We start from the raw sequence: 25,574 nt of genomic DNA on the forward strand, positions 1-25,574 counted from the left end.
GTAGCCAAGACGAAGACTCAAAACGGTAGAAAATCGACCATGATTTGCCGGGAAGTGAACACTCGCGCGGGAGTTGGGGGTGAGAGGAGCCCCGCCGCCGAGGAGAAGGCTCGCCTGCCGCTGGTTCCCATTCTCGAGACGGCTCCCCGCGACCAGAATCCAGTCGCTCTCGCTCGCGGGGCCGTGCCCGCGGCCAGAGGCCGGTCGCTCTCGCTCGCGGGGGCCGAGCCCGTGACCAGAGGCCGGTCGCTCTCTCTCGTAAGGCCGCGTCCGCGACTGATGGCCAGATTCTCTTATTGTGAGACGCCGCGCCTGCCATCGGGCTCGGTCGTCCACGTCCATAAGGCCGCATCCGCCACCGGAGGACGACAGCCCGGGTGGCATGGGCCCGACCTGCGTCACGATGCCTGCCGCCCGGACGGATTCCCGCGACCGCACCGACGAGACGAGCCGGGCGAGGCTGACCCGCGGCCGTTGAACAGCGGACGTCGATCCGCACCGGCCTGGCCTGCGGATGTGGACTCGGGCCGGGCTGGGTCGTGCATGTGGCGCCGGGCCGGGCTGGGTCGTGCATGTGGCGCCGGGCCAGGCTGGGTCGCGGATGTGGACCCGGGACGGGCTGGCCTGCGGATGTGGACCCGGGCTGGTGCGAGCCGCCGACATGGACCCGGGCCGGGGCGACCCGCCGATCAGCCTCCGGCGAAGGGCGGCAACACATCCACCGTCACCCCGCTGGGCAACGGCGCCATCCGGTCGTGGCTGGCGAGACCGTCCACCAGGAAGCTGGCCGCCTTCAGCACCAGCGCCAACCGCTCCCCATGCCGATCGGTCAACAGCTGGATCAGGTCGTCGAGGGTGGCGGCCGAGACCGTCTCGCTGGACGTGCCGGCGGCCGCGCGAGCCCCAGCGAAATAGCGAACCGTGAGCATCCCGTTCACCCTCCGATCGCGGACATGGGACGAGCCGGCTGAAGGAACTTCGGGTCGTCGATGCCGTGTCCGGCCCGCTTGCCCCACATGGCGGTCCGCCAGGCCTCGGCCAGGGCCTCGTCAGTGGCACCCGAACGGAGCAGCCCCCGCAGATCGCTCTCCGATGTTGCGAATAGGCAGTTACGCACCTGGCCGTCGGCGGTCAGCCGGGTCCGGTCGCAGTCTCCACAGAACGGCCTGGTCACGCTGGCGATGACGCCCACCCGGGCCGGCTCGCCCGCCGCGTCGACGCGATCGGGGATCAGCCAGGTCTCGGCCGGCGCTGTTCCACGTGAAACATCGTCGGGCTGGAGATCGAAAGGCGCGAGCGCGGCCAGGATCTCCTCGGCCGTCACCATCTCGTGCCGATCCCACTGATGCTGGGCGTCGAGTGGCATCTGCTCGATGAAACGCAGCTGATAGCCGTGATCCAGCGCGAACTGCAACAGCGCCGCGGCCTCGTCGTCGTTCACCCCGCGCATCAGCACCGTATTGATCTTCACCGGCGTGAGCCCGGCCTCCGCCGCGGCGCGCAGCCCGGCCAGCACGTCGGCGTGCCGATCGCGCAGCGTGAGCCGGTGGAACCGCTCCGGGTCGAGGGTGTCGAGTGAGACGTTCACCCGATCCAGCCCGGCGTCGCGCAACGCCACCGCCGTGCGGTCCAGCCCGATCCCGTTGGTGGTCACCGACAGCTTGGGCCTTGGCGAGAGCCCGGCCGCGTCCGCCACGATGCCGACCAGACCACGCCGGATCAACGGCTCGCCGCCGGTGAACCGCACCTCGGTCACCCCGAGCCGCTCCACCGCGATCCGGACCAGCCGTTTCACCTCGTCGTCGGTGAGCTGCTGCGGCTGTGGCATCCAGGCCAGGCCCTCGGCCGGCATGCAATACGTGCAGCGCAGGTTGCATCGATCCGTGAGCGACACACGGAGATCAGTGGCGACACGACCGAACCGGTCGAGCAGCGGGACGTTGGGCACCCATCGAATCTAGCCGTTCCCGATCACAACCGCCGTTAGGCACTTCGCCCTGTGGATAACTCGTCGGCCGCCGCCCGTACCCCGGATCGATATCCACCACCGAATGCGGCCGTGTGCACCAGCCACAGATGCAGCTGATGCAGTGGCACCCGATCGCGCCAGCCGTCGGCGAGAGGCCACGTCTCCTGATAAGAGGCGAGGACCAGATCCAGATTGGGTACGCCTCCGAACATCGCGAGAGTGGCCAGATCGGTCTCCCGGTGACCGCCGTGTGCCGCCGGATCCACCAGCCACACCCGATCGCCGACCGCCCACACCAGGTTGCCCGGCCACAGGTCACCGTGGATTCGTGCGGGCGGTTCGTCCCCGCCGTACCGCTCAATGTTGTCGATGATCTCCTCGACCACCGCGATGTCGGAATCGGACAACGCACCGCGATCGGCGGAGATCTTGAGGTAGGGGGACAGCCGCCGGTCCGCGAACCAGGAACCCCACGTCTGACCAGGCGTGTTGTCGAGCGGCAGCGGGCCGATGTATCCGGGCCGGTCCGCCCCGAAGCGCTCGGCGCCGGCCCGATGCGTCTCAGCGAGTTCCCGGCCGAAGCGCTCCGCGGACCGGCGTGTCGGTTCGCCCGATTCGATCCATTCCATCGCCAGCAGATCGGGCAGAACCACAAAAACCTCCGGCGTGGGTACGCCGTCAGCCGCTCGAATCCACGCCAGTCCGCCGGCCTCGGCCTCGAACATCCCGGACGGTGCTGTCCCGGACGGCCAGGTCTTCGCGAACAGCGACGCTCCGTCGTCCAGCGTCAGCCGGCTGGCCGTACAGACCCCGCCTCCGCCGACCGGAGTCTCCCGGATCCGCTGGTGGGTGAGAAATGTCGGTAGGTGCTGGGGGTGCGCGCGCAGGTACGCCAGGTCCACCCGGTTATCTTGCGCTTCCGGTGACGTACGTCTCCATCCCGAGGCAAGATGGCGACATGACCCCTGTCGTTGTGCGCTCGTACCGGCCGAGTGATCACTCCGCGGGCCGCCGCCTCTGGGCGGAGCTCAACCGGCAGCACAACGAGATGTACGGCGAGCATCGGGACGACGGCGGGGCCGGTTTCGAGGAGTACCTCACCCGGCTCGATCTGTCCGGGCTCTGGGTGGCCGACCACGCCGACGACGGGGTGATCGGGATGGTCGGGCTGATCATGCGGGATCGGGCCGGCGAGGTCGACCCGGTCGTGGTGACCATCTCGCACCGGCACAAGGGCGTCGGCCGGAAGCTTCTGAAGCACGTCGCAGACGAGGCGAAACGCCGCAACATGACGGCACTGACGATCTCCCCGGAGTCACGCAACGTGGAGGCGATCCGCAGCCTGCACGCGGCCGGCTACGACGTCGTCTCGTCGATCGAGCTGACCATGGATCTGGAACGGCACACCCACGCCCGGCACCAGGAGGGTCTGCAACTCCACGAGTTGCCCTTCCGCTCCTGACGTCCACTTACCGCGCGGTCAGCGAAACGCGGCTAGCTGGGCTTTTCCGCGGGCAGATTGTGGATGAACGCGTGTCGTCCACAGGCCCGGGTATTCGGCACGCGGCCGGGGCCGGGAACCCGCCACGCTGGCCGGCATGAGATCCGACCCCGCACTCGTCGTCCGCAATCCCGCCGAGCTCATCGCGGCCCTGCCTTTCCTGATGGGCTACCACCCGCGGGACAGCGTCGCCCTGGTCGGCATGCGCGGGCGCGATCTGGATTTCGGCGCCTGTTTCGACCTGCCGCCGCCGGGCGGCGACGAGAGGGAGATCCGCCGCGGCGTCCGGGAGACCGCCGAGACCGTCCGCCGCCAGCATCCCGGCGGCCTGATGATCATTGGGTACGGGGCGGCTCAGCGCGTCACCCCGGTAGTGCTCTGTCTCGTGGAGGCGCTGCACGGCGCCGACATCCGGGTCGACGAGGTGTTACGTGTCGACGGCGGGCGATGGTGGTCCTATCTGTGCACCGACCCGGGCTGCTGCTCGCCCGACGGCCAGCCCTGCCTGCCGGCGGACAGCGTGATCGCCGCCGAGGCCACCTATCTCGGCCAGGTCGCCCTGCCCGATCGCGCGGCCATGGTGGCCCAGGTGGCGGCGGTCGACGGCCCGGCCCGGGCGGCGATGGTCGCGGCCACCGAGCGGGCCCGGCGCCGCTTCGGCGAGCTGGTGCGGGAGACCGAGGGCCGGACCGTCGGCAAACGGATCCGCCAGGCCGGCCGGGCGGCCATCCGCGAGGTGGAGAGACGCTACCGGTCCGGCGCCGCGCTCGGCGACGACGAGGTGGCCTGGCTCGGGGTGATGTTGACCGACCGGGCGGTCGAGGACTACGCCCTCGACCGCCTCGACGGGACGGAGTGGCGCGTCCGGCTCTGGACCGACGTGGTGCGCCGGGTCGAGCCGGTCTACGTCCCGGCGCCGGCCTGCCTGCTCGGGTTCAGCGCGTGGCGGCTGGGCCGGGGTGCCCTGGCACGGGTCGCGGCGGACCGCGCCCTGGCCGTGGACCCCGGCCACGACCTCGCCGTCACCTTGAACAGGGTGCTCGGGTTCGGTTTCGGGCCCGCCGTGCTGCGGGGCGGCTCACGATGAGCGGGTCAGGGCCGTTCGGTCTCCTGCCGGACGGTCTCCGGGCCCAGGTCGGTGAGGCCGGTGCGCGCGCCGGGCGCCGGGGTCGGGGTGTCCGCGATCTTCTGCAGGCCGGGCACCCGGTCCTCGATCACGAAGGTGGCGCGGGTGTGCGCCGCCGCGCCCGGCTCGTTGACGTAGGGCAGGACCACGAAGTCGGCGGTCAGCGCGTCACCGGTGATTCTGGTCCGGACGTAACCGCGTTGGTTGTTGTAAAGCGCAGGTGTGGGTTCCAGGCGGCCCAGGTGTGGTTGCCGCTCGGCACGTCGGCGCCGTTGCCGCCCGAGGTGATCGACGAGCAGACCAGCTCGGTGCCGACGGTCCGCGAGGTCGGATCGTTCCAGTCCAGTTTGAGTTCGTCGGCCCAGTGGGCGTGCACGTCACCGGTGAGCACCACCGGGTTGCGGACGCCGGCGTCCACCCAGCCACGGGTGATCCGGTCCCGCGATGCCTGGTAACCGTCCCACGAGTCCATGCTGAGCACCTTCTGCGGGCCGGAGTTGTTGTCCCGCTGCCCGAAGAAGACCTGCTGGCCCAGCAGATCCCAGCGGGCCGTGGACCGGCGGAACCCGTCGAGCAGCCAGGCCTCCTGCTCGGCGCCGGTGATGCTGCGGGCCGGGTCGAAGGCCTCCGGGCAGTCCTTGTACCCGTCGCCGCAGGCCTGGTCATCGCGGTACTGGCGGGTGTCGAGCATGTGGAAGGTGGCGAGCCGGCCCCAGTGCAGGCGGCGGTAGAGCAGCATGTCGATGCCGTTCGGGATCGACGAGCGGCGCAACGGCATGTTCTCCCAGTACGCCCGGAACGCCGCGGTCCGGCGGGCCAGGAAGTCCGGCTCGGGTTGCTCCGGCACCTCGTCGGCCCAGTTGTTGTCGGTCTCGTGGTCGTCCCAGACCACCGCCCATGGAGCGACCGCGTGCGCGGCCTGCAGGTCCGGGTCGGTCTTGTACTGGGCGTGCCGCTGGCGATAGTTCGCGAGGGTCACCGTCTCCGGCCCCTCGTGGTCCCGCGGGTTGCCGCCCGGGACGGTGTAGACGCCTGGAGCGTATTCGTACTGGTAGTCGCCGAGATGCAGGATCAGTTCCGGCTCGTCCTCGGCCAGCCGGCGGTACGCGGTGAAGTACCCGTGCTCGTACTGGGAGCAGGACACGAAGGCCATCGCCAGCGCTCCGGGATGTGCCGACCGGGCCGGTGCGGTCCGGGTCCGGCCGACCGGGGAGGCCCAGCGCTCGGCACGGAACCGGTAGAAGAACTCCCGCCCCGGCGAGAGCCCGTCCAGCTCGACGTGCACGGCGTGGGCCCGGTCCGGGCGGGCGGTGGCCACCCCACGGCGGATCACCCGGCGGAACCGTTCGTCCGCGGCGATCTCCCAGGTGACCGGCACGTTCCGGTACGGCATACCGCCCAGCCCGTCCTCGGCCAACGGGCTGGGCGCGAGCCGGGTCCACAGCACGAAACCGTTCGGATCCGGGTCACCCGAGGCGACCCCCAGGGTGAACGGATCGGCTCGTAACGGTCCCCGGGCCGGCGTGATCGCGCCGGTCAGCGGGATCACGGTGGCGGCTCCGGCCGCCGAGGTCAGCAGGGTACGACGAGATATCGACATACATCGAAGGGTTGAGCACCGTGGTGAACGGCAGCTGGTCAGACGGTGACGCGTTCCGCACCGGAATAGATGTTCATCCTGGGTTCGCGCAGGAATCCGACAAGTGTCATGCCGGATTCCTCGGCCATCTCCACCGCCAGGGTGCTCGGTGCCGAGACCGCCGCCAGCAGTGGCACCCCGGCCATCCACGCCTTCTGCACCAGCTCGAAACTGGCCCGCCCGGACACCAGCAGCACATGCCCGGCCAGCGGCAACCGGCCCTCACGCACCGCCCACCCGAGCACCTTGTCGACCGCGTTGTGCCGGCCCACGTCCTCGCGCAGCACCACCAGATCGCCGTCCGCGGTGAAGAGACCGGCGGCGTGCAGGCCACCGGTGCGGTCGAAGGTCCGCTGCGCGGCCCGCAGCTTGTCCGGAAGCCCGGCGAGGACCCCGGCCGGCACCGTCACCCGATCGCCGGCCACCTCGAACCGCGACCGGGTCCGCACCGCGTCGATACTGGCCTTGCCGCACACCCCGCACGAGCTGGTGGTGTAGAAGTTGCGACTCGGGTCGGTGACCGGTGGCGGCACGGCCGGATCAAGGACCACATCCACCACGTTGTACGTGTTCGGGGTGTCCGTCCCGGCGCAGAGCTGTGCCGTCGTCACGTCGGTGGCCTTGCCGATCACGCCCTCGCTGAGCAGGAACCCCATCGCGAGATCGATGTCGTGCCCGGGCGTGCGCATGGTGACGGCCAGTGGCCGTTTGCGAACCCGGATCTCCAGCGGCTCCTCGGCCGCGAGGTGATCCTGGCGACTTCTGGAGCCGGACGGCGAACTGACATCGACGGTGACCACCGTGCGGCGGCCGGTGCTCCGGGCCATGGCCGGAGCTTACGTCCTGCTCCGGGCATCGGCGCGGTCCGATCTGACCCGGCCGGGTCACAGGTCCCCCGAAGGCGTCGAACCGAGCGCGTGGTCACGCTCGCCACGCACTCGGGATACGGTACTCACGTGGGGGGATTCGCGGCGGTGGTCTTGGCCGGTGGTGCGGCACGGCGAATGGGTGGTGCCGACAAGCCGACCCTGACGGTGGCCGGCCAGTCGATGCTCACCCGGGTGCTGGCGGCGGTGCACGACGCCGACCCCCGAGTGGTGGTCGGGCGAATACCCGGCGACTTCCCGGTTCCGGTGCACGTGACACGTGAGGAACCGGCTGGTGGCGGCCCTGTCGCGGCCGCCGCGGCGGGGCTCGCGCTGGTGCCCGAGCGGGTCACCTACACCGCTCTGCTCGCCGCCGACCTGCCGCTGCTCACCGGCGAGGCGATCGACGTGCTGCGGCTGACCCTGGAGTCGGCGCCGATGGAGGGCGCGGTCTACCGGGACACCGACGGCCACCTCCAACTGCTCTGCGGTGTGTGGCGGACCGCCGGGCTGCGGGCCGCGCTCCACCGGGTCGCCCAGGCCCGGGGCGGACTGCACGGCGCGCCGGTCCGGGCCCTGCTCGACCACTCCCGGGTCGCCGAGGTGTCGTGGCGCCGCCCGGGCCCGCCACCCTGGTTCGACTGCGACACCGACGACGACCTGCGGACGGCCGAGGAGTGGGCGCGATGAACGAGCTGGACCAGTGGGTGGCGAAGGTCACCGCCGAACTCGGCCTGGAGGACACCCAGGTGCCGACGAAGGAGGTGCTGGACGTGGCCCGCGACGTGGCCCACAACGTGCTGCGCCCCGGAGCCCCGGTCTCGGCCTACCTCCTCGGCCTGGCGGTGGCCGCCGGCGCCGACCCGTCCGAGGCGGCCGCCAAGATCAGCGCACTGGCTCTGAACCAGAACCCGGAGTAGCTGCCTCACCGAGAACACGCCTCACCGAGAGCCCGCCTCAACCGAGAACCCCAGCCACCGCGCCTCACCGCTCGTGCTCGCGCCTCACCGCTCGTGCTCGCGCCTCACCGCGCTCGCGCCTCACCGCGGCTCGCCGTGACTGCGGCTCGCCGTGACTGCGCTTCGCTGGGGGTGCGGCGGCCCGGCTCGGGTGGAATCGCCGCTCTTCGGGCCTTGTCCATCCTGGACATAGCGGACTGGTGGGGGTGGGGATTTCTTCTCCGGTGGAGAGGGCCGTTCGTGACCCGGCGACGCTCGATAGGGTGACGGGAACGGAGGTGCGCGATCATGACGGTAGAAGGCGCCGCGGGCGAGGCGTACGAAGGCGTGTTGCTCGAAGAGCCGACGACGGCCGACCTACGGGCCAAGGTCACCGAAGCGTGGCGGGAGTTCGCCAGTGCCCTGGCCGGGGTGCTCGTCGGGCTGGAGTCCGGGTCGTACATCGATCTCACCCTGGATCCCACCGCGTCCGGGACCGGGACGGCCGTCTACTCGGTCAGCATCCGGGTGCTCGACGACGGGGTGGTCGAAGCCCTCGCGGTCGGTAACGCGGCTCTGCCCCAGGAGTTCCGGATGGACCGGACCGCGGTCGCCGACCTGGTCGCGCTCGGCTGGTCGCCGCCGGGCGTGCTGGCCGGGTCGGGTGACTCGTTCGGGCTGCGGTCGTCGCAGGACAAGGCGAGCCAGCTGGCCACCGCGGTGTCCCGGACGCTGCGGGACGTCTACGGCGCGCCGCACCCGGCGTTCCTGGTCTACCTGGTGCACGACGCCGAGGACGAGCCGATCGAGGCCAACCCGCTGGGCACCGCCCGGCACGAGCCGAGCATCGAGGTCGCCCTGGAGGCGCTCGAGGAGAACGGCGCTCTGGACCGGGCACTGGCCGGGGTCACCGAGGACGTCGTTCCGCTGGAGGAGCGGGTCCGGACGGTGGTCGCCACCATGTCCAAGACCACTGTCGACCAGCTCCAGGTGGACGCGGACGGCGACATCGGGATCCGGGCCGGGTCGGCGATGGTCTTCGTGCGGGTTCGCGACAATCCGCCGCTCGTCGACGTGTTCTCGCCGATCCTGACCGAGGTCGAGCCGACCGAGCAGCTCTATGTGAAGCTCTCCGAGTTGACCAACCGGATGCCGATCGGGCGGCTCTACTGCGCGCAGGACACGGTGTGGGCGTCGATCCCGGTGTTCGGCCGCAACTTCCAGGCCATCCACCTGATGCTGGCGGTGCAGGTGATGACCGGTCTGGCCGACGAGCTGGACGACCGGCTGCACGGCGAGTTCGGTGGCAAGCGCTTTTTCGGGGAGGGCGACAAACCGACCGCCCCGAAGGCCGACGAGACCGACGACAACCACCGGCCGGGAATGTATCTCTGACCGGAAAGTCCGGAATGTCAGGCCGGGAAAGAGCGGAACGCGGATGCCCGCGGCCGGAAACGACCGGCAGCGGGCGAACGGCCTGACAAAGGTGAGCGGCCTGACAAAAGCACGCGGCCTGACAAAAGCAGGCGGCCTGATAACAGCAGGCGGCCCAACAGGGGCGGCCTAACAGGGGCGGCCTAACAGGGGCGGCCTAGCAAGAGCGGCCGAGCGGGGCCGCCTAACAAAGGCAGCCCAACAAGAGCAGGTTTACAAAGGCGAGTGGCCTGATGAGGGCGAGCCGCGGCCGGGTGTCGGCCGCGGCTGAGCCTCACGGGCTCGTGTGCCGCACCAGCCCGGCGCTCGCCAGGCGGTCCGGTGTGCCCCAGTCTCGCGGGCTCGTGTGCCGCACCAGCCCGGCGCTCGCCAGGCGGTCCGGTGTGCCCCAGTCTCGCGGGCTCGTGTGCCGCATCAGCCCGGCGGCCGCCGGGCGGTCCGGTGTGCCGCCGGCCTCGCGGGGACGAGGCGGGGCGGCCCGGATTCGGCGGGGCGTCCTGGAACGTACCGGAAAAGGGTTTAGAGGTATTGACCCGTTCGTCCGGAAATGTCGGACTGTCCAGTGGGCTGCTTGCCGGGCATGACGCCGCCGACCGGGAGGGCCGGGCGTCCGCCGGGGCCGCGCATCTGTTCGAGCTGGAGCCGCGCGGCCATCTGCTGGGCGACCAGTGCGGCCTGAATGCCGTGGAACAGGCCCTCCAGCCAGCCGACCAGCTGGGCCTGGGCGATCCGCAGCTCGGCCTCGGACGGCGGGGTCTCACCCTCGAACGGCAGGGACAGGCGCTCCAGCTCCTCCCGCAGCTCAGGGGCCAGCCCATCCTCCAGCTCCTTGATCGAACGCTGGTGGATCTCCCGCAGGCGGCCGCGGCTGGCCTCGTCGAGCGGGGCGGCCCGGACCTCTTCCAGCAGCTGCTTGATCATGCTGCCGATGCGCATGACCTTCGCCGGCTGCTCGATGAGGTTGCCGGGCTCCTCGGGGGTGAGGGCTCCGTTCTCGTCGATGGTGCCCATCGGGCGGCCGTCGGGGCCGACCACGATGACGGAGCCGTCTTCCTGGTGCTCGGTGGTGCGGGAGTCGTCGGTCATGCGATCCATCTTTACGCACCGGTTCGAGCGACGCCCATGTGGTCGGTGCGGTTCAGGGCCGCAACTCGGCAACGGCACATTTGACGCTGCCGCCACCGCGCTTGAGTTCGGAAAGGTCGACGTGCACCGGGTGATATCCGGCGTCGCGCACCTTGTGTCCCATCCGCACGGCCTCCGTGTTGAGGATCACGTGCCGGCCGTCGCTGACCAGGTTCAGGCCGAACGCCTCGGCGTCCTCCCGGTCGGCGAGCACCGCGTCCGGGAAGAGCTGGGCGAGCACCCGCTGGGATGCGGGCGAGAAGGCGTCCGGGTAGTAGGTGACGTTCCGGTCGTCCAGGGCGGCCAGCGCGGTGTCCAGGTGGTAGAAGGCCGGATCGACCAGCTTGAGGGAGATCACCGGGCGGCCCAGCACCTCCTGGGCCTCGGTGTGCGCGGCCGGATCGGTGCGGAAACCATAACCCGCGAGGACGATCCCGCCGTACGCGTGAGGAAGGTACGCGAAGTCCCCCTCACCCTCGTTGACGTGCTCGGGGGCGACGAAACGCCACTCGCCGCCGCGCAGATAGAACGTTCGGTGCTCGACCGCCTCGTCGGCGCGCTGCGGGTAGCGGAAACGGGCGCCGTAGACGGTGCCGTCGACGGAGAAGGCGCCGTTCGCGGAGTAGACCATGTCCGGCAGTCCCGGTTTCGGATCCAGTACGTGCACGACGTGCCCGAGGCCGGTGAGGGTGCTGCGGAGCTGCTCCCACTGGGTGAGCGCCAGCTGGGCGTCGACCGCGGTGGTGGTGTCCATCCAGGGGTTGATGGCGTACTCGACCGTGAAATGCTGAGGCGGACACATGAGGTATGTCCTGTTTCGCGGCAAGCGCTCCGTGTAGCTCATGAGGTCAAAGCCTAGGTAGGCTGAGTTGCAGCAAACAGCTCTAAATCTTGCTCCTCGGAGGCGATTCGTTGCAGATGGACGCGGTCGACCAGCGAATCATTGCGCTCCTCGTCGCCGATGCCCGTGCTTCGTATGCAGAGATCGGTGTCAAGGTGTCGTTGTCGGCACCCGCGGTGAAGAGGCGCGTCGATCGGTTGCGTTCCACCGGGGTCATCAAGGGATTCACCACCGTCATCGAACCGGCCGCGGTGGGCTGGACGACTGAGGCGTTCGTCGAGCTGTTCTGCACCGGCCGGACCACACCGGCCCAGCTCACCGTCGCGGCCCGGCGGCATCCCGAGGTGGTCGGCGCCTACACGGTGTCCGGGCAGGCCGACGCGCTGGTGCACCTGCGGGCCGCCGACATCGGGCATCTCGAACAGGCGCTGGAGAAGCTGCGGGCGGAACCGTTCGTGACCTCCACCCGGAGCATGGTGGTGCTGTCCAGGCTGGTGGAGACGCCGACGGTCCTGCCGCCCGAGTGAAAAGAGGCCCGGACGACTCGGCCGCCCGCGTGCCGAGCGGCCCGCACGACAAGGCGCCGACTGCGACGAACCCGGCAATCAGAGGTTGAACAGGGACTCCAGGTAGACCGCGACCCCGTCGGCGTCGTTGGTCTCGGTGATCTCGTCGGCGATCGCGCGCAGCGCGGCATGCGCATTACCCACCGCCACCGCCCGCCCGGCCCAGGTGAGCAACGGAATGTCATTGGGCATGTCGCCGAACGCCACCACCTGCTCGGCGGTGATCCCGCGCCGCTCGCAGAACCAGGCCAGCCCGGCCGCCTTGGTCACCCCGGCCGCCGAGATCTCCACCAGCGCCGACGACGAGGACCGGGTGGCCTCGGCCCGATCCCCGAGAATCCCGCTGACCAGGGTCAGGAAGTCGTCGGGGTCGGCGGTCGCGGACCGGGCCAGCAGCTTGACCGCGGGCGCGGAGGTCAGCTCGTCGGGGGTGGCGATCACCCGGACCCGGAGGTCGTGCTCCCACCGGATGGTCCAGGTCTCCTCGTGCAGGAACTCCCGCCCGTCGGCCACCTCGACGGCCAGGGAGACGTCGGGGATCGCGTCGCGCAGGCTCTTCGTCACGTCGAGCAGGACGTCCATGGCGAGTGGCTGGGCCCGCAGCACCTCGTCCCGGTCCGGGTCGTAGATCACCGCGCCGTTGGCACACACCGCCGGGATCGGCGCGGGCAGCTGGTCGTAGATCTGCTGCAACCAGCGCAGCGGCCGGCCGGTGACCAGCACCAACGGGACCGGGAGACGGCCGAGCACGTCGAGGGTGCGCGGGCTGAGGGTGCGCTCGCTGGTGATCAGCGTGCCGTCGATGTCGGTGGCGACAAGCTGGAAGTCTGGCATCACCTCGACAATAGCCGGTCCAGATAGACCGCCACGCCGTCCTGGTCATTGGCGAGGGTCACATCGTCGGCGACCGCCAGCAGCGACGGATGCGCGTTGGCGACGGCCACCCGCCCCCACCCGGCCCAGGCGAACATCGGCAGGTCGTTGGGCATGTCGCCGAAGACCAGCACGTCGGCCGGATCGACGCCGACGGTGTCGGCCACCACCGACAGCCCGGTGCCCTTGTCGACGTCGGCCGGGCAGATCTCCACGTAGTTCAGCCCGGCCTGGGTGACCGTGGCCAGGTCCGGCGGGACCACCCGGTGCGCGGCGTCCAGCAGCTCGTCCACGTCCAGCTGGAAGGACCTGGCGAACGCCTTGATCACCTCGCCGTTCAGGCACTCGGCGCGGGTCCGGGACTCGACGGTGACCGGGTAGCGCCAGGTCGGGTCGTAGTCACCCCAGAGCGGGGCGTCGTCATGCTCCAGCGCCTCGAACATCACCGACAGCGGGCCGGCCACCGACTCCAGCGCGCCGAGCGCCGCACCGAGCGCCTTGCCGGGCATCCGGGCCTGGCGCAGGTAGCGGGAGTCGGCCAGATCGAGCACCCAGCCACCCTGGGCGAGCACCAGGAAGTCGGCGACGCGGATGTCGTTGCGGGTGAGCGAGGTGAGGCGGGGGCCGCGGCCGGTGGCGGCGACGATGCGGATGCCGGCGGCACGGACCCGGTCGAGAACCTCATGGGTGTACGCCGAGACGGTGTCATCGCTGCGAACGAGAGTGCCGTCCAGATCAGTGGCGATCAGCTTGGGCAGCCCTGGCTTCATCACAACCTCCGTTGGGTCGGCTGACCCCCGCGGAGGGCGGAAGGAGAACGGTACACCCGATCGGCTACCAGCATCTATGACAACTGGTAGCCGATCGGTTGCGCGTTACTTAACGGGTTCGAGCACGTCCCGGCCGAGGAACGGCTGAAGTGCCTTCGGTACCCGGACCGAACCGTCCGGCTGCTGGTGGTTCTCCAGGATCGGAATCAGCCACCGGGTGGTCGCCAGCGTCCCGTTCAGGGTGGCGGCGGTCTGCGGCTTACCGTTCTCGTCCCGGTACCGCACGTTGAGCCGGCGGGCCTGGAACGTGGTGGTGTTCGACGTCGAGGTGACCTCGCGGTAGCGCTGCTGCGACGGCACCCACGCCTCGCAGTCGAACTTGCGCACCGCGCTCGACCCCAGGTCGCCGGCCGCCACGTCGATCACCCGGTACGGGATCTCGACCTTGGCCAGCATCTCCTCCTCCATCGCGAGCAGCCGCAGGTGCTCCTCGGCGGCGTCCTCGGGGCGGCAGAACGAGAACATCTCCACCTTGTCGAACTGGTGCACGCGCAGGATGCCGCGGACGTCCTTGCCGTGCGAGCCGGCCTCCCGGCGGTAACACGACGACCAGCCGGCGTAGCGCCGCGGCCCGTCCAGGTCGATGATCTCGCCCGAGTGGTACGCCGCGAGCGCCACCTCCGAGGTGCCGACCAGGTAGAGGTCGTCAGCCTCCAGCCGGTACACCTCGCTGGCGTGGGCGCCCAGGTAGCCGGTGCCCTCCATCGACTCCGGCCGGACCAGGGTCGGCGTGATCGACGGGATGAACCCGTGCTCGACCGCCTGCTGGATGGCCAGCTGGAGCATGCCGAGCTGGAGCAGCGCGCCGACACCGGTGAGGAAGTAGAACCGCGAACCGGACACCTTGGCGCCCCGCTCGGTGTCGATGGCGCGCAGCGCCTCACCGATCTCCAGATGGTCCTTCGGGTTCGCGATGGCCGGGATGTCACCGACCTCACGCAGCACCACGAAGTCGTCCTCGCCACCGGGCGGGGCACCCTCCACCACGTTGGAAACGGCCAGGTGCGCCTGCTTGAGCGCCACCTCCGCCTCACTCGCGGCGGCCTCGGCCGCCTTCACTTCCAGAGCGAGCGATTTGGTACGGGCCAGCAGCGCCGCCCGTTCGTCGCCGGAGGCTTTCGCGACCTCCTTGCCGATGGACTTCTGCTCCGCCCGGACGGCCTCGAACCGCTGGGTGGCGGCCCGGCGCTCCTCGTCGGCACGCAGCAGGGAGTCGACGAGCTCGGGCGACTCGCCGCGCAGCCGCTGGCTGGCACGGATCAGTTCCGGGTCTTCACGAAGCAGACGCAGGTCAATCACGCTTGTGGAGCCTACCGGCGCGCCGGTCCGTTCATCACCCGGATATCCCCCGGTGTCACGATCGGTGCGGCCGGTCCCGCTCACCGGGGAAATCGCCGGGCACCGGGACGAACGGCGCCGCCGGCGCGATGCTCAGTTCGAGCGGGCCGTCGAGCGGCTCCGCGTCGTCCGGCTCGGGGGCCGGCCGCACACCGGTGTCCTCGCCGCGCGGCATCCACAGCGCGATCAGCCCGGCGGCGACCGCGGCCATCGCACACCACAGGCCCCGGCCGACCGCCACCCGCATCTCGGCGCCGAAGAGGTCGTCGGTGTAGTACCGGGGGATCAGCAGGCTCACCTCACCCGCGTGGTTCAGCACCGCCACCAGCAGGGCGAGCAGCACCCCGCCGACGGCCAGGCCGGCCAGCCGGGCGTGCCGCCGGCCGGTCTCCGGGCCGAACAGGGTCAACACCACCGCGGTCACCAGCAGCAGGATCCCGACCAGGTACCCGCCGCCGATCGCGCCCAGGTCGGGCAGCTCGGCCGGCAGGATCCGGTCGGTGACCCCGGCGTCGGCATCGAAGTTGCCATTGCTGACGAGGGTCGTCGTCTGCCACTCGGAGATCAGCGAACCGAACGCCGCGACCGCACCGAGTCCCGCGGTCAGCGCCGGGATCCGGCGGTCCCGCCCCAGGTCACGCAGGTACGTCCGGCGGGGGCTCTCGTCGCCGAAACTGATCATCGAGTCCTGGGCCATGCGACCCATGATGAACCCTGGGCCGGTACCCGGACCAACGGGCGGGATATCGGATAGCGTCGGGGACATGCCTATTCGTTCTGCTTCAGCCCGTTGGGAAGGGAACCTCACCGAGGGTTCCGGCACTGTCAAGACCGGCAAGGGTGGACTCCAGGGCGCCTACTCGTTCAAGTCCCGGTTCGAGGAGGGCGAGGGGACCAACCCCGAGGAACTGATCGCGGCCGCGCACGCCGGCTGCTTCTCGATGGCCTTCTCGAAGGGTCTCGCCGACGCGGGCTTCACGCCCACCTCGGTGGAGACCGTCGCGAAGGTCCACATGGACAAGACCGACGCGGGCTTCGGCGTCTCCCGGATCGACCTGGAGACCGTCGGTGACGTCCCGGGCATCGACGACGCGAAGTTCCAGGAGCTGGCCACCTCCGCCAAGGAGAACTGCCCGATCTCCCGGCTGCTCTCGCCCGGCGCTGCCATCAGCCTGGTCGCCAAGCTGTCCTGAGGCACGATTCCCGGCACGGCCGTCCGTCGGCCGTGCCGGGCACAATGGGCTCGTGCCGGTCGAGATGAGTCCAGAGCGTTTCGAGGAATTGGTGGGCGAGGCCCTCGACGAAGTGCCCGTCGAGCTGATGTCTCTGATGAACAACGTGGTCTTCCTGGTCGAGGACCGCCCGGCCGACGGCAGTGACGACCTGCTCGGCCTGTACGAGGGCACCGCGCTGACCGATCGCGGCTGGGACTACGCCGGGGCGCTTCCCGACCGGATCACCATCTACCGCCTGCCCACCCTCAAGATCTGCGACACCGAAGAGGACGTGATCGAGGAGGTCGCGATCACCGTGGTGCACGAGATCGCCCACCACTTCGGCATCGACGACAAAAAGCTCCACGACCTCGGTTGGGGCTGAGACCTTGCAGGCCAGGCCTAACCTGATGGCATGCGCAGCGAACTTTTCTCGGCTGAGAACCTGGAAAAAGAGCACAGCCAGCCGGGTCTCCGGCTGCAGAACGCGAAGCTCCTGAAGGCCGAGCTGAACGGGGAGTTCCTGGCCCGGACCGGCTCGATGGTCGCCTATCAGGGGCAGGTGACGTTCGAGGCGCTCGGCTCCGGGGGCCTCGGCAAATTCCTCAAGCAGAAGCTGACCGGCGAGGGCGTCCCGCTGATGCGGATCCGGGGCAACGGTGACGTCTTCCTCGCCGACAACGCCGCCGACATCCACCTGATCGATCTGGAGCCCGGCGACGCCCTCTCCATCAACGGGGCGAACGTGCTGGCCTTCGACTCGACGCTGAACTACGACATCAAGATGGTCGGCGGCGTCGGCATGTTCTCCAACGCCGGCCTGTTCAACTGCGTCTTCAGCGGCCACGGCCGGATCGCGGTCACCACCAAGGGCACTCCGGTGGTGCTCAACGTCGACCAGCCGACGTTCGTCGACCCGCAGGCCGCGATCGCCTGGTCGGCGAGCCTGCAGACCGGCTATCACAAGGCCGAGCAGCTGGGCCTGGGCACGTTGCTGGGCCGCACCACCGGCGAGCGTTTCACGATGAGTTTCGCCGGTCAGGGCTTCGTGATCGTCCAGCCTTCCGAGGAGCCGCCCGGCGGTGCGACAGTCCCCACCGGCAAGTCCAGCAGCGGCGGCGGCATCCTGGAGAACATCTTCGACGACTAGGTTCTGTGTGGCGGATCGCCACACAGAACCTAGGTTTGTGCGGCGGATCGCCACACGAACGTAGACTCGGCTAAGACCCGGTGCGGAGGCGGTCCAGCCAGGCCGCCGAGTCGGCGAAGTCGTCGTCGGTGAGGCCCGGCGGGGGCGCGACCGGCGGCTCCGGCTGGAGTCGGTGCTTCGGGTAACTGCCGAGGAACCGGACCTCGGCACAGATACGCCGCAGGCCCCGCAACGCCTCCCCGACCCGGGACTCGGCGACGTGGCCGGTGCAGTCGAGGAAGAAGACATACGTCCCGAGCTGCTCGCCGGTCGGGCGGGATTCGATCCGGGACAGGTTGATGCCGCGTACGGCCAGCTCGGTGAGCACCGCGAGGAGCGCCCCGACCTGGTCGTGCCGGATCGACACGGCCAGCGAGGTGACGTCGTCGCCGGTCGGCGGGGCGGGCCGGCCGGGCTTGGTGAGCAGCGCGAACCGGGTGACCGCCTCGGCCCGGTCGGCGACCTTCTCGGCGAGCACGGTCAGGTTGTTGCGGCCCACCCCGATCGGGGCGCACAGGGCCGCGTCGTATTCGCCGGTGGCCGCGCTGATCGCCGCCGCCGCGTTGGAGAGCACGTCGACCACGATCGCGTCCGGCACGTTCGCCTGCAGCCAGTGCCGACACTGGGCGGAGGCCTGCGGGTGGGCGGCGATCGAGCGGATGCCGGCCAGCGGGCTCGCTTCCCGGGCGGCCAGCACGAACTCGACGGGCAGCAGCACCTCCTGGGTGATCATCAGCGGGCTGCCGGTGATCAGCTCGTCGAGGGTGACCGGGACCGCGCCACCCACGGAGTTCTCCAAGGGCACGAGCGCCGCGTCGGCCTCGCCGGTGCGCACCGCCTCCAGGGCCTCCGGGACGCTGCGGGCAGGGGTGCGGACCCCGCGCTCGGCCGCCGGAATGGTCCGCAGGGCGGCCTCGGTGAAGGTGCCCTCCGGACCGAGGTACGCGAATGTGCCAGGCATCCGGAAAGTTTAAATCAATATCCACAGGCGAGAACGCGGATGCCCACCGGGGCCTGCGCCTTCACCTGGGGATTGCACACGTCGGTGCCGAGGGTGACCACGGTCAGTTCGGTGCCGGTGCCGCTGGTGACCACCGACAGCGGTTCGGCCCCGGCCTTGCCTACGGTGGTGAAACTCCAGTCGCCCGAGCAGAGCGGCCCCGCCGACACGGCCAGGGTGCCGTCCGGCACCGCCGGGTGCTCCCTGATCAGCGTGACGATCTGCTCGCCGGTCGGTTCCCCGGTGCAGGGCGGCGCGTGTGACGGCGTCGGTGTCGGGGAGGTGGCCGGCGGCGTAGTGGTCGTGGTGCGGGTGGGCACGACGTACGTGGTGGTGGGCGCGACCGTCGGGTACAGCGGGCCGGTCGGCACCACCGGCGGTGACCAGACCGGCGGCGGCCCGGCCATCCCGCTGGGCGGCAGCCCAGCGCTGGCTTGCGGCAGGGTCGGCCCGGACGGCAGTGCCTCGGGCGGCGAGCCGCAGGCGGCGCTCAGCAGCAGGACACCCACGAGCGGGGGGAGCAGGCGTGCGCGGGGGGACACGCGCTCATCGTAGGAGCTGAATCACTGACTGGCGATCCGGTGCCCGGCGGCGGTGAGCGTGTTGACCGCCTCGGTGAGCCGCACCGTGGGCACGAGCAGGTAGTCCGTGTCGTACGTCGAGAAGGTCACGATGTTGACTCGTGCGTCGGCGAGCGGCCCGACCAGGGACGCGAGCACGCCGGTCATGGATAGGCTGAGGTCCTCGACGCGCAGACATCGCCACGCGGTGTCGGCCTCGGCACCGGCCGGCACCCGGTCGATCGGGCAGATGACGGACAGCTCGCCGACTCCCCAGGTGACCGAGACGACGCTCTTGTCGGCCGGACCTGCGGTGAGTGCGGCGGGCAGGGCCGAACCGGCCGGAAGCCGGCACACCGCGTATTCACCTGGTAGCAGGTCTAGATCGAGCATGTTCGCAGACTACGTTGCGTATCTGTAACAACCAATGCCTGGTGGCTGCAATGAACGACACATCTGCGTGCCCGAAATGGGACGTCAATACCGCACTGGGGACAGGAAGGTCAGCGTCCCGCCCACCCGGTCGGCGGCCATCAGCGGCGTGGAGACCGCGTCCAGCGTCAGCGGGGTGGCGCCCTCGCCCGGCAGCACCCGGATCAGCCCACGGGCCAGCCGCTCGCTGCGCAGCGCCAGCAGCGGCGGGATGTTGTCGGCCTCGGGCTCCTCGAGCCGGCCGGCGCCCGCGGTGAAATCGAGCAGGTGCAGCGCGTCGCCCAGCCGCCGGCCCAGTGCCTCGGCGGGTTTGCCCAGGCCGAGCAGCTCGCTGCCGGACGGCGACACCGCGAGTATCGAGCCGTCGACATCGATGACCAGGCACGGCTCGTCGGCCACCGCGACCGTCGTGCTCCAGCGCTCGACACTGGTGACGAACTCGGCGTCCGACGGTGTGCGGGCCTGGGGGACGAACGCTCCCGAGAGGGAGAGCTCAACATGTGCCACCGGGCTCCTCCTCGCTCCTCGTGCGTCGACGGCCGGCGTCGGAAACGCCGGCCATCGACGGCTCGCAAGGAACGTTACCGGCGGCTCAGCCGCTTGTCAGCGGCCGTCTGTCCGTTACCGTACGAAGAGTAGTCGTGACTGGGCCGCCAGGGAGCGTTCGACCAGGTGCCCGGGTGGTGGGCGACCGCGGACAGTTTGCTCGCGGTGGCCGGGGAGATCTTCGCCCCGCCGGCGATCAGCAGGCGGTCGAGCTCCTTGTCGGTGGAGATCAGGCAGTCCTTCGGCAGGCCATGGACGCTGATCACGCCGTTGCCGACGAAGGTGAGCACCGCGGTCACCGGGACGGAGAGCCCGACGACGGCGGAGATCGCCTTGGCGGCCCGGCGGGCGTCCCGGCGGGCCTCGGAGATGTACTCCGGGCGCTTGCCGTTGACCTGGACCACGTCACCGGCGATCAGGACGCGGGACCGGCCGTGGTCGACCACGCTCACCGCGTAGATGCCACCGGGGCCGATCGCGAGGAATCCGGCCCGCTCGTCGGCGGGGTTCGGCTCGTAGTACGACTGGGAGACGTCGGTGCGCGGCCAGTCGACGATGTGCCAGTTGGGCCCGAGACGGTCCAGTCGGGTGAGGGCTCGCGCCCCGGCGGCCTCGATGCGGCGGGCGCCGCGTTCGGCTCGGCGGCGGCGGGCCCACTCGGCCGGCGTCGGCATCCGTTGCGTGTCCTCCATGAGGGGCGACGGATGGTGTCGGTCGACGGGCGTGAGGGCTTGGGAGTGCGCGGGCAGCGCGGAGCGGGCGGGGAAGACAGACACTGCGACCTCCGGCAAAAGGTCAAGTTGGGCCTTCTTTTCCAACTACCGTACGTGCTTAGGCCCTCACGGAACAGGGCGACGGGTAGGAAAGAAAGGGGAATGAGTGTGGATGAATGCCATATTCACGACAACTTCTTCTTTCGGATGGTGCATCACACCATCACAAGCTAACCCGCGTCCGGGGTCGATGCATGGGTGTCTCAAGATCTAGTCTCAACGTCACAGTCCGATAGCGCTCGGTACGGGATAGGTTCGAGACCGTGTACGTCGACAGTGAAGTCAGCCGCCTCCGTACTGTGCTGCTGCATCGTCCGGCCGCGGAGCTCGCACGACTGACCCCACGTAACAACGACTCGCTCCTCTTCGACGGGATCCCCTGGGTCAGCCGCGCGCAGGAGGAGCACGACGCGTTCGCCGAGGCCCTCCGCGACCGTGGTGTCGAGGTGCTCTACCTGGGTGATCTGCTCGCCGAGACGCTGACCGTGCCGGCGGCGCGGGCCGAGCTCACCGCCGGCGTGCTGTCCCACCGCCGCCTCGGTGACGCCCTGCGGGCCACCGTCGCCGACTACCTGGCCGACCAGGACCCGACCCGGCTGGCCGAGGTGCTGGTCGCCGGCCTGGCCCACGAGGAGATCAAGCCGGGCGGCTCCGGCCTGGTCTACGCGATGATGGACCGGCACGAGTTCGTCATCGACCCGTTGCCCAACCTGCTCTTCACCAGGGACTCCTCGGTCTGGGTGGGGGATCGGCCGGCGGTCACCAGCCTGGCGATGCGGGCCCGCCGCCGGGAGACCACCCTCACCCACGCGATCTACCGGCACCACCCCCGGTTCGCCGGCGCCGAACTGCTCTTCGACCCGTCGCTGGAGCACGTCGAGGGCGGTGACGTGCTGGTGCTGGCCCCCGGGGTGCTGGCGATCGGCGTCGGTGAGCGGACCACACCGGCCGGCGCCGAGCGGCTCGCCCAGCGGGTCATCGCCGCCGGGCTCGCGCACACCGTGCTGGCCGTGCCGATCGCCCAGGAACGCGCCACCATGCACCTGGACACCGTCTGCACCATGGTGGACGCCGACGCGGTGGTGATGTACCCGAACCTCGCCGACAGCCTGCAGGCCTGGACCGTCACCGGCGGCCCGGACGGCGAGCTGTCGGTGCGCGGACCGGGCCCGTTCCTGGAGGTGGCCGCCGCGGCGATGGGCATCGACCGGCTGCGGGTGATCGACACCGGCCTCGACCCGGTCACCGCCGAGCGCGAGCAGTGGGACGACGGCAACAACACCCTGGCCATCGCGCCGCGCCTCTGCGTCGCCTACGAGCGCAACGTGGAGACCAACGCGCAGCTGGAGCGGGCCGGCATCGAGGTGGTCCGGATCAGCGGCTCCGAGCTGGGCTCGGGCCGTGGCGGGCCACGCTGCATGAGTTGCCCCATCCAGCGCGACCCGTTGCGGTGAGATCAAACCCGTTGCCCGGGTACGGGTGACGATCAGCGCAGCGTGAGCTGGCGGCCGATCAGGCCCTGCTTGGCGCGCCGGGCGGCGGCGTCCAAGGGCTCGTCGACGGCCAGGATGTCCTGGTAGCGCTTGGCGAAGTCGGCCAGCGGACCCTCGAACTCGGTCCCCTCCGGCTCACCCGGCACGTCCCAGACCGGCACCAGCAGGCCGTGCGCCCGGAACATCCCGGCGAACTTGGTGCCCTCACCGAGCAGCAGATCACCGGCGGCGGACAGTCGGGCCAGGGCGTCCAGCGCCTTGTCCTCCGGCTCGCCCAGCACCCAGCGGACGTGGCTCTTGTCGGCGGCCACCCGGCACCAGTAGGCGGCCTTGGCCGCCGCCAGCCGCACGGTCGGGTAGATCGAGGCGTTGGCCCGCTCCAGCGACGCCGTCACGGTGGCGTCCTGCATCTGCTCGGCGTCCAGCCAGTACTCGAAGCCCTCGTGCATGGTGACGTCCAGCGGGCCGTCGGCCAGGATGTCCTGCAGGCGCAGGCCCTCACCGGGCAGGGAGGGCACCGCGACGGTGCCGCCGGGCTCGGTGGCCAGGGCGGCCAGGATGGCCACGGCCAGGTCACGGGAGACGTCACCGGACTGGACGTGCCGCTGGAGACCGATGAAGACCTGCCCGTCCCGGCGGGACATCGCCGGCCAGGCCATCGGCAGCACCGTGGAGAGGGTCACCGGGCGGTCACCGTACTCCGCGGCGATCTCCGGCTTGAGGGTCAGCGGCGCGGAGGCGGCCGGGACCAGTTCTCGAAGGGCGACCCACTCCGGCTCGTCGGCCAGGCCCTCGAACGGGCGGGCGACGAAGATGTCGCGCACCTTCGTCTTCGGGGCGGTTTCGCGGGACTTGCGACGCTTGCTCACGGGGAACCAGCGTAAGCGGTCCCGGAGGGAAGCCGGTGACATGGGCCCCATCCGACCGCCCCACCCACCACCCGTAAGAAGGAGACTCAGGCGCGGGGCAGGCGGACCTCGGCCACCGTCCCGCCACCCTCCCGGGGGCGCAGCGAGACCCAGCCGTGCTGGCTTTCGACCAGGCGTCGGACCAGGTAGAGCCCGAGTCCGGCGCCGGCCCGGTGATGCCCGGAGTCGGCCTGCCAGTAGCGGTCGAAGGCGTGCTCGACGTGCTCCGGCGCGATGCCCCCGCCCCGGTCGGCGACCCGGAACCGCAGCGTGTCGTCGTCCGCCCCGGCGCACACCTCGACGGTGCTGTCCGGATCCGAGTACTTCTCGGCGTTGGTGGCCAGCTCGGTCAGGATGGTGGCGATCGAGTCGCGGCTGCCGTACGCCTTGGGCAGGTCCTCCGGCAGGTCGGTCAGCAGCAGCCGCGCGCGCAGATCGCCGGGCAGCTCACCGGCCGCCTCACGCAGTGCCTCCACCAGATCGAACGGGCCGGCCGGGGAGGCGCCCACCGCGCCGTCCTCCTCGCTGGCGACGGAGAGCAGCCGGTCCACCAGCCGGGCCAGCTCACCGGCCCGGGCGCCGACCACCCGGACCGCCTCGCGGCGGCCGTCCTCGCCCAGACTCTCCCAATGGGTGGTGAGGGTGTCCGCGTAGCCCTTGATCGCGGTGACCGGGGTGCGCAGCTCGTGGCTGGTGACCGCGAGCCACAGGTCCCGGCCGGCGTTCCGGCGGACCTCCTCGGGTGCCGGTTCGCCGTGCGTCGGCAGGCCGGACCGCAGGTGGTAGACCCGGCCGATGAAGGCGGCCAGCAGCTCCAGCACGGCGAGGTGCTCGGGCCCGCCGGACGTGGCGTCCAGGTAGACGTGGAGGGAGCCGATCGCCGTGCCGCCGCTGGCACATCGGGCGCCCAGCATGTGCCGCGGGTCACCGCCGTCGATCAGTCCGGCGAACTCGTCGTGGACCGACGCTTTCGCCACCCGGCGCCCGATCGCGGGCGAGTACACCCCGGTGGCCGCGATGATCCGGCCGTGGTCCTCCGCGTACTCGGCGAATCCGACGCCCCGAGCCCCGAGCACGTCGTCGGTCAGCTGGACGAGCTGCTCCAGCACGTCCAGCCCCGCGTCACCGGAGTCGACACGATCGAGGATCGCGATCTGACCCCGGGTCAGGGCCGCATAGTCGGGACGGGCCGGCATGCCTGCGAGTTTGCCTCGTCCGCCGGGATTTGTGCAGACGAACCTAAGCGGATCCTTGAGTGCGGCCAGCTGTAGTGGTGCAGCTCACATCGCGTCGAGCTGGTCCAGCACGAAACGGGGACGGTCGGTGATCACACCGTCCACGCGGTGCTCCAGGACCAGGCTCAGATCCTCCGGTTCGTTGACGGTCCAGACGTACGTCCGGTGCCCGGCCGCCTTGAGTGCAGGCAGCAGCGCCGGCTTGGCCCGGATCAGCTCGACACCGGGACCGGCGGTCCGCGCGCCGAACGGCAGCCGGCCGCGGCCCACCCCGGGCGGCGTCATCTCCATCAGGTAGACGGTCGGCAGGGTGGGCGCCTGGGCCCGGACCCGGCGCAGCGCGAGCGCCGCGAACGACATCACCGTGATCTGTACGTCGTCGTCCGGCTTGGGGTCGGCCAGCCCGTGGTGGCGCAGCAGCTTGACCAGCCGGCGCTCCACCTCCGCGCCGTACCGGGACGGATGTTTGGTCTCGATCAGCAGCTTCACCGGTCGCCCGCTGGAGCGCAGCACGTCCAGCAGCCGTTCCAGGGTGAGCAGCCGGGACAGGTCGGGCAGCGCCGCGTCGGCCGGGTAGCCGGGATGCCAGGAGCCGAAGTTCAGCTCGTTCAGCTCGGCCAGCGTCTTGGTGCTGACCCGGCCCCGGCCGTCGCTGGTGCGTTCCAGCTTGCTGTCGTGCACACAGACCAGATGCCCGTCCCGGGAGAGCCGGACATCGCACTCGACGCCGTCGGCACCCTCGTCCAGGGCGCGCAGATAGGCCCCGAGGGTGTGCTCGGGCAGGGCGTCCGCGCCACCACGGTGGGCGAAGACGAGCGGGCGGTACCGGTCGGTCACAGCACCCGGGCCGGCTGACCGTTGTCGGTCACCACATCCTTACCGAGGGCGGCCCAGGACTGCATGCCGCCGTCCAGGTTGCGCACGTTGTCCCAGCCGTTGTTCATCAGATAGGCCACGACCTGGCCGGAGCGGCCGCCGGCCCGGCACACCACGACCACCTCGCCGTCGGTGGGCACCTCGGCCATCCGGGCCGGCACCTCCATCATCGGCAGGTGGTGCGCGCCGGGCGCGTGGCCGGCCTCCCACTCGTTGTCCTCGCGCACGTCGAGGAGGTAGACGCCGGCTTCTACTTGGTCAGCGGTGACGCTTGGTACCTGAGGTCCGAACACGGAATCAGC

The 25,574-nt window shown here is 70.5% G+C and carries 29 protein-coding genes and 1 pseudogene; 10 read left to right on the top strand and 20 right to left on the bottom strand.

The features are described from left to right. Positions 1 to 689: 689 nt before the first annotated feature. Genes ACQ0O7_RS25040 through ACQ0O7_RS25050 form a run of 3 tightly spaced genes read right to left on the bottom strand, consistent with a single transcriptional unit; the run spans position 690 to position 2,871 of the window. Positions 690 to 929, bottom strand: a complete 240-nt coding sequence (locus tag ACQ0O7_RS25040) for a MoaD/ThiS family protein (protein ID WP_430784835.1) — start codon at positions 927 to 929, stop codon at positions 690 to 692. Between the two features lie 5 nt (positions 930 to 934). Then, entirely contained in the window at positions 935 to 1,948 is a 1,014-nt protein-coding gene (gene moaA / locus ACQ0O7_RS25045) for a GTP 3',8-cyclase MoaA (RefSeq protein WP_430784837.1), read from the bottom strand. Between the two features lie 35 nt (positions 1,949 to 1,983). Further along, the gene (locus ACQ0O7_RS25050; protein ID WP_430784839.1) at positions 1,984 to 2,871 is read right to left on the bottom strand and encodes a fructosamine kinase family protein; all 888 of its coding nucleotides are present in this window, start codon (positions 2,869 to 2,871) and stop codon (positions 1,984 to 1,986) included. Positions 2,872 to 2,927: 56 nt separating this feature from the next. Between ACQ0O7_RS25050 and ACQ0O7_RS25055 the strand changes: the two genes are divergently transcribed. Together ACQ0O7_RS25055 and ACQ0O7_RS25060 are read left to right on the top strand one after the other, a co-directional pair. Beyond that, a complete protein-coding gene (locus ACQ0O7_RS25055) occupies positions 2,928 to 3,431 on the top strand; it encodes a GNAT family N-acetyltransferase (RefSeq protein WP_430784841.1) in 504 nt (167 codons plus the stop codon). Between the two features lie 136 nt (positions 3,432 to 3,567). Next, on the top strand, positions 3,568 to 4,557 hold the full coding sequence (locus ACQ0O7_RS25060) for a DUF4192 domain-containing protein (RefSeq protein ID WP_430784843.1): 990 nt from the start codon (positions 3,568 to 3,570) through the stop codon (positions 4,555 to 4,557). A gap of 5 nt (positions 4,558 to 4,562) precedes the next feature. Here ACQ0O7_RS25060 and ACQ0O7_RS25065 read toward each other — a convergent pair. Next, positions 4,563 to 6,196, bottom strand: a pseudogene (locus tag ACQ0O7_RS25065) (alkaline phosphatase D family protein). A 38-nt stretch (positions 6,197 to 6,234) separates the two neighbouring features. After that, positions 6,235 to 7,062 (bottom strand): formate dehydrogenase accessory sulfurtransferase FdhD, encoded by an 828-nt coding sequence (fdhD, locus tag ACQ0O7_RS25070; RefSeq protein ID WP_430784845.1) that lies wholly within the window; start codon positions 7,060 to 7,062, stop codon positions 6,235 to 6,237. A 147-nt stretch (positions 7,063 to 7,209) separates the two neighbouring features. Between fdhD and mobA the strand changes: the two genes are divergently transcribed. The 3 genes from mobA (at position 7,210) to ACQ0O7_RS25085 (ending at position 9,434) form a co-directional block, all read left to right on the top strand. Continuing rightward, complete coding sequence (gene mobA / locus ACQ0O7_RS25075) at positions 7,210 to 7,791, top strand: molybdenum cofactor guanylyltransferase (RefSeq protein WP_430784948.1); 582 nt, start codon at positions 7,210 to 7,212, stop codon at positions 7,789 to 7,791. Further along, positions 7,788 to 8,021, top strand: coding sequence for a DUF6457 domain-containing protein (locus ACQ0O7_RS25080; RefSeq protein ID WP_430784847.1), 234 nt, complete (start codon positions 7,788 to 7,790; stop codon positions 8,019 to 8,021). The genes mobA and ACQ0O7_RS25080 overlap by 4 nt, the downstream gene beginning before the upstream one ends. A gap of 327 nt (positions 8,022 to 8,348) precedes the next feature. After that, positions 8,349 to 9,434: a T3SS (YopN, CesT) and YbjN peptide-binding chaperone 1 gene (locus ACQ0O7_RS25085; protein WP_430784849.1), complete on the top strand. Its 1,086-nt coding sequence runs from the start codon at positions 8,349 to 8,351 to the stop codon at positions 9,432 to 9,434. A 558-nt stretch (positions 9,435 to 9,992) separates the two neighbouring features. Here ACQ0O7_RS25085 and ACQ0O7_RS25090 read toward each other — a convergent pair. Both ACQ0O7_RS25090 and ddaH read right to left on the bottom strand, forming a co-directional pair. Further along, entirely contained in the window at positions 9,993 to 10,559 is a 567-nt protein-coding gene (locus ACQ0O7_RS25090; RefSeq protein WP_430784851.1) for a bacterial proteasome activator family protein, read from the bottom strand. Positions 10,560 to 10,611: 52 nt separating this feature from the next. Then, positions 10,612 to 11,442, bottom strand: coding sequence for a dimethylargininase (ddaH, locus tag ACQ0O7_RS25095; protein ID WP_430784853.1), 831 nt, complete (start codon positions 11,440 to 11,442; stop codon positions 10,612 to 10,614). A 68-nt stretch (positions 11,443 to 11,510) separates the two neighbouring features. Between ddaH and ACQ0O7_RS25100 the strand changes: the two genes are divergently transcribed. Further along, complete coding sequence (locus ACQ0O7_RS25100; RefSeq protein ID WP_430784855.1) at positions 11,511 to 11,966, top strand: Lrp/AsnC family transcriptional regulator; 456 nt, start codon at positions 11,511 to 11,513, stop codon at positions 11,964 to 11,966. Between the two features lie 78 nt (positions 11,967 to 12,044). Here the strand turns inward: ACQ0O7_RS25100 and ACQ0O7_RS25105 are convergent, their stop codons facing one another. From ACQ0O7_RS25105 to ACQ0O7_RS25120, 4 genes are all read right to left on the bottom strand, one after another. Then, positions 12,045 to 12,839 carry an HAD family hydrolase gene (locus ACQ0O7_RS25105; protein WP_430784857.1) on the bottom strand — a complete coding sequence of 265 codons (795 nt, stop codon included), beginning with the start codon at positions 12,837 to 12,839 and terminating at the stop codon, positions 12,045 to 12,047. Further along, positions 12,839 to 13,651: an HAD family hydrolase gene (locus tag ACQ0O7_RS25110; RefSeq protein ID WP_430784859.1), complete on the bottom strand. Its 813-nt coding sequence runs from the start codon at positions 13,649 to 13,651 to the stop codon at positions 12,839 to 12,841. The genes ACQ0O7_RS25105 and ACQ0O7_RS25110 overlap by 1 nt, the downstream gene beginning before the upstream one ends. Before the next feature lie 102 nt (positions 13,652 to 13,753). Then, on the bottom strand, positions 13,754 to 15,007 hold the full coding sequence (serS, locus tag ACQ0O7_RS25115) for a serine--tRNA ligase (RefSeq protein WP_430784861.1): 1,254 nt from the start codon (positions 15,005 to 15,007) through the stop codon (positions 13,754 to 13,756). Between the two features lie 55 nt (positions 15,008 to 15,062). Continuing rightward, positions 15,063 to 15,743 carry a hypothetical protein gene (locus ACQ0O7_RS25120; RefSeq protein ID WP_430784863.1) on the bottom strand — a complete coding sequence of 227 codons (681 nt, stop codon included), beginning with the start codon at positions 15,741 to 15,743 and terminating at the stop codon, positions 15,063 to 15,065. A gap of 67 nt (positions 15,744 to 15,810) precedes the next feature. Between ACQ0O7_RS25120 and ACQ0O7_RS25125 the strand changes: the two genes are divergently transcribed. From ACQ0O7_RS25125 to ACQ0O7_RS25135, 3 genes are all read left to right on the top strand, one after another. After that, the gene (locus ACQ0O7_RS25125) at positions 15,811 to 16,239 is read left to right on the top strand and encodes an OsmC family protein (RefSeq protein ID WP_430784865.1); all 429 of its coding nucleotides are present in this window, start codon (positions 15,811 to 15,813) and stop codon (positions 16,237 to 16,239) included. Between the two features lie 64 nt (positions 16,240 to 16,303). Next, the gene (locus tag ACQ0O7_RS25130) at positions 16,304 to 16,645 is read left to right on the top strand and encodes a metallopeptidase family protein (RefSeq protein ID WP_430784950.1); all 342 of its coding nucleotides are present in this window, start codon (positions 16,304 to 16,306) and stop codon (positions 16,643 to 16,645) included. 30 nt (positions 16,646 to 16,675) lie between these two features. Next, the gene (locus ACQ0O7_RS25135) at positions 16,676 to 17,410 is read left to right on the top strand and encodes an AIM24 family protein (RefSeq protein WP_430784867.1); all 735 of its coding nucleotides are present in this window, start codon (positions 16,676 to 16,678) and stop codon (positions 17,408 to 17,410) included. A 70-nt stretch (positions 17,411 to 17,480) separates the two neighbouring features. Here ACQ0O7_RS25135 and pheA read toward each other — a convergent pair whose 3' ends face one another. From pheA to ACQ0O7_RS25160, 5 genes are all read right to left on the bottom strand, one after another. Then, on the bottom strand, positions 17,481 to 18,410 hold the full coding sequence (gene pheA, locus ACQ0O7_RS25140) for a prephenate dehydratase (protein ID WP_430784869.1): 930 nt from the start codon (positions 18,408 to 18,410) through the stop codon (positions 17,481 to 17,483). A 14-nt stretch (positions 18,411 to 18,424) separates the two neighbouring features. Continuing rightward, positions 18,425 to 18,991, bottom strand: a complete 567-nt coding sequence (locus tag ACQ0O7_RS25145) for a hypothetical protein (protein WP_430784871.1) — start codon at positions 18,989 to 18,991, stop codon at positions 18,425 to 18,427. A 21-nt stretch (positions 18,992 to 19,012) separates the two neighbouring features. Then, entirely contained in the window at positions 19,013 to 19,402 is a 390-nt protein-coding gene (locus ACQ0O7_RS25150; RefSeq protein ID WP_430784873.1) for an ACT domain-containing protein, read from the bottom strand. An 84-nt stretch (positions 19,403 to 19,486) separates the two neighbouring features. Continuing rightward, a complete protein-coding gene (locus ACQ0O7_RS25155) occupies positions 19,487 to 19,948 on the bottom strand; it encodes a hypothetical protein (RefSeq protein WP_430784875.1) in 462 nt (153 codons plus the stop codon). 74 nt (positions 19,949 to 20,022) lie between these two features. Beyond that, complete coding sequence (locus tag ACQ0O7_RS25160; protein WP_430784877.1) at positions 20,023 to 20,763, bottom strand: hypothetical protein; 741 nt, start codon at positions 20,761 to 20,763, stop codon at positions 20,023 to 20,025. A gap of 260 nt (positions 20,764 to 21,023) precedes the next feature. On the opposite strand from ACQ0O7_RS25160, the gene ACQ0O7_RS25165 reads away from it, so the two are divergent. Then, positions 21,024 to 22,214 carry an arginine deiminase gene (locus ACQ0O7_RS25165; RefSeq protein WP_430784879.1) on the top strand — a complete coding sequence of 397 codons (1,191 nt, stop codon included), beginning with the start codon at positions 21,024 to 21,026 and terminating at the stop codon, positions 22,212 to 22,214. Between the two features lie 32 nt (positions 22,215 to 22,246). Here the strand turns inward: ACQ0O7_RS25165 and ACQ0O7_RS25170 are convergent, their stop codons facing one another. From ACQ0O7_RS25170 to ACQ0O7_RS25185, 4 genes are all read right to left on the bottom strand, one after another. Then, the gene (locus ACQ0O7_RS25170) at positions 22,247 to 23,122 is read right to left on the bottom strand and encodes a DUF5926 family protein (RefSeq protein ID WP_430784881.1); all 876 of its coding nucleotides are present in this window, start codon (positions 23,120 to 23,122) and stop codon (positions 22,247 to 22,249) included. 86 nt (positions 23,123 to 23,208) lie between these two features. Next, positions 23,209 to 24,357, bottom strand: coding sequence for a sensor histidine kinase (locus ACQ0O7_RS25175; protein ID WP_430784883.1), 1,149 nt, complete (start codon positions 24,355 to 24,357; stop codon positions 23,209 to 23,211). 84 nt (positions 24,358 to 24,441) lie between these two features. Further along, positions 24,442 to 25,233 (bottom strand): glycerophosphodiester phosphodiesterase, encoded by a 792-nt coding sequence (locus ACQ0O7_RS25180; RefSeq protein ID WP_430784885.1) that lies wholly within the window; start codon positions 25,231 to 25,233, stop codon positions 24,442 to 24,444. After that, positions 25,230 to 25,565, bottom strand: a complete 336-nt coding sequence (locus ACQ0O7_RS25185) for a rhodanese-like domain-containing protein (RefSeq protein ID WP_430784887.1) — start codon at positions 25,563 to 25,565, stop codon at positions 25,230 to 25,232. Before ACQ0O7_RS25185 ends, ACQ0O7_RS25180 begins: the two co-directional genes overlap by 4 nt. Between the last annotated feature and the right edge of the window lie 9 nt (positions 25,566 to 25,574).

The organism is Actinoplanes sp. G11-F43 (assembly GCF_050589265.1).
Taxonomy (GTDB): Bacteria; Actinomycetota; Actinomycetes; order Mycobacteriales; family Micromonosporaceae; genus Actinoplanes.

Coding starts and splice junctions, on each gene's coding strand:
- ACQ0O7_RS25040 (WP_430784835.1), bottom strand. CDS start 929: ATGCTCACGGTTCGCTATTTCGCTGGGGCTCGCGCGGCCGCCGGCACG.
- ACQ0O7_RS25055 (WP_430784841.1), top strand. CDS start 2,928: ATGACCCCTGTCGTTGTGCGCTCGTACCGGCCGAGTGATCACTCCGCG.
- ACQ0O7_RS25060 (WP_430784843.1), top strand. CDS start 3,568: ATGAGATCCGACCCCGCACTCGTCGTCCGCAATCCCGCCGAGCTCATC.
- fdhD (WP_430784845.1), bottom strand. CDS start 7,062: ATGGCCCGGAGCACCGGCCGCCGCACGGTGGTCACCGTCGATGTCAGT.
- ACQ0O7_RS25080 (WP_430784847.1), top strand. CDS start 7,788: ATGAACGAGCTGGACCAGTGGGTGGCGAAGGTCACCGCCGAACTCGGC.
- ACQ0O7_RS25085 (WP_430784849.1), top strand. CDS start 8,349: ATGACGGTAGAAGGCGCCGCGGGCGAGGCGTACGAAGGCGTGTTGCTC.
- ACQ0O7_RS25090 (WP_430784851.1), bottom strand. CDS start 10,559: ATGACCGACGACTCCCGCACCACCGAGCACCAGGAAGACGGCTCCGTC.
- ddaH (WP_430784853.1), bottom strand. CDS start 11,442: ATGAGCTACACGGAGCGCTTGCCGCGAAACAGGACATACCTCATGTGT.
- ACQ0O7_RS25105 (WP_430784857.1), bottom strand. CDS start 12,839: ATGCCAGACTTCCAGCTTGTCGCCACCGACATCGACGGCACGCTGATC.
- ACQ0O7_RS25120 (WP_430784863.1), bottom strand. CDS start 15,743: ATGGCCCAGGACTCGATGATCAGTTTCGGCGACGAGAGCCCCCGCCGG.
- ACQ0O7_RS25125 (WP_430784865.1), top strand. CDS start 15,811: ATGCCTATTCGTTCTGCTTCAGCCCGTTGGGAAGGGAACCTCACCGAG.
- ACQ0O7_RS25130 (WP_430784950.1), top strand. CDS start 16,304: ATGAGTCCAGAGCGTTTCGAGGAATTGGTGGGCGAGGCCCTCGACGAA.
- ACQ0O7_RS25135 (WP_430784867.1), top strand. CDS start 16,676: ATGCGCAGCGAACTTTTCTCGGCTGAGAACCTGGAAAAAGAGCACAGC.
- pheA (WP_430784869.1), bottom strand. CDS start 18,410: ATGCCTGGCACATTCGCGTACCTCGGTCCGGAGGGCACCTTCACCGAG.
- ACQ0O7_RS25150 (WP_430784873.1), bottom strand. CDS start 19,402: ATGCTCGATCTAGACCTGCTACCAGGTGAATACGCGGTGTGCCGGCTT.
- ACQ0O7_RS25175 (WP_430784883.1), bottom strand. CDS start 24,357: ATGCCGGCCCGTCCCGACTATGCGGCCCTGACCCGGGGTCAGATCGCG.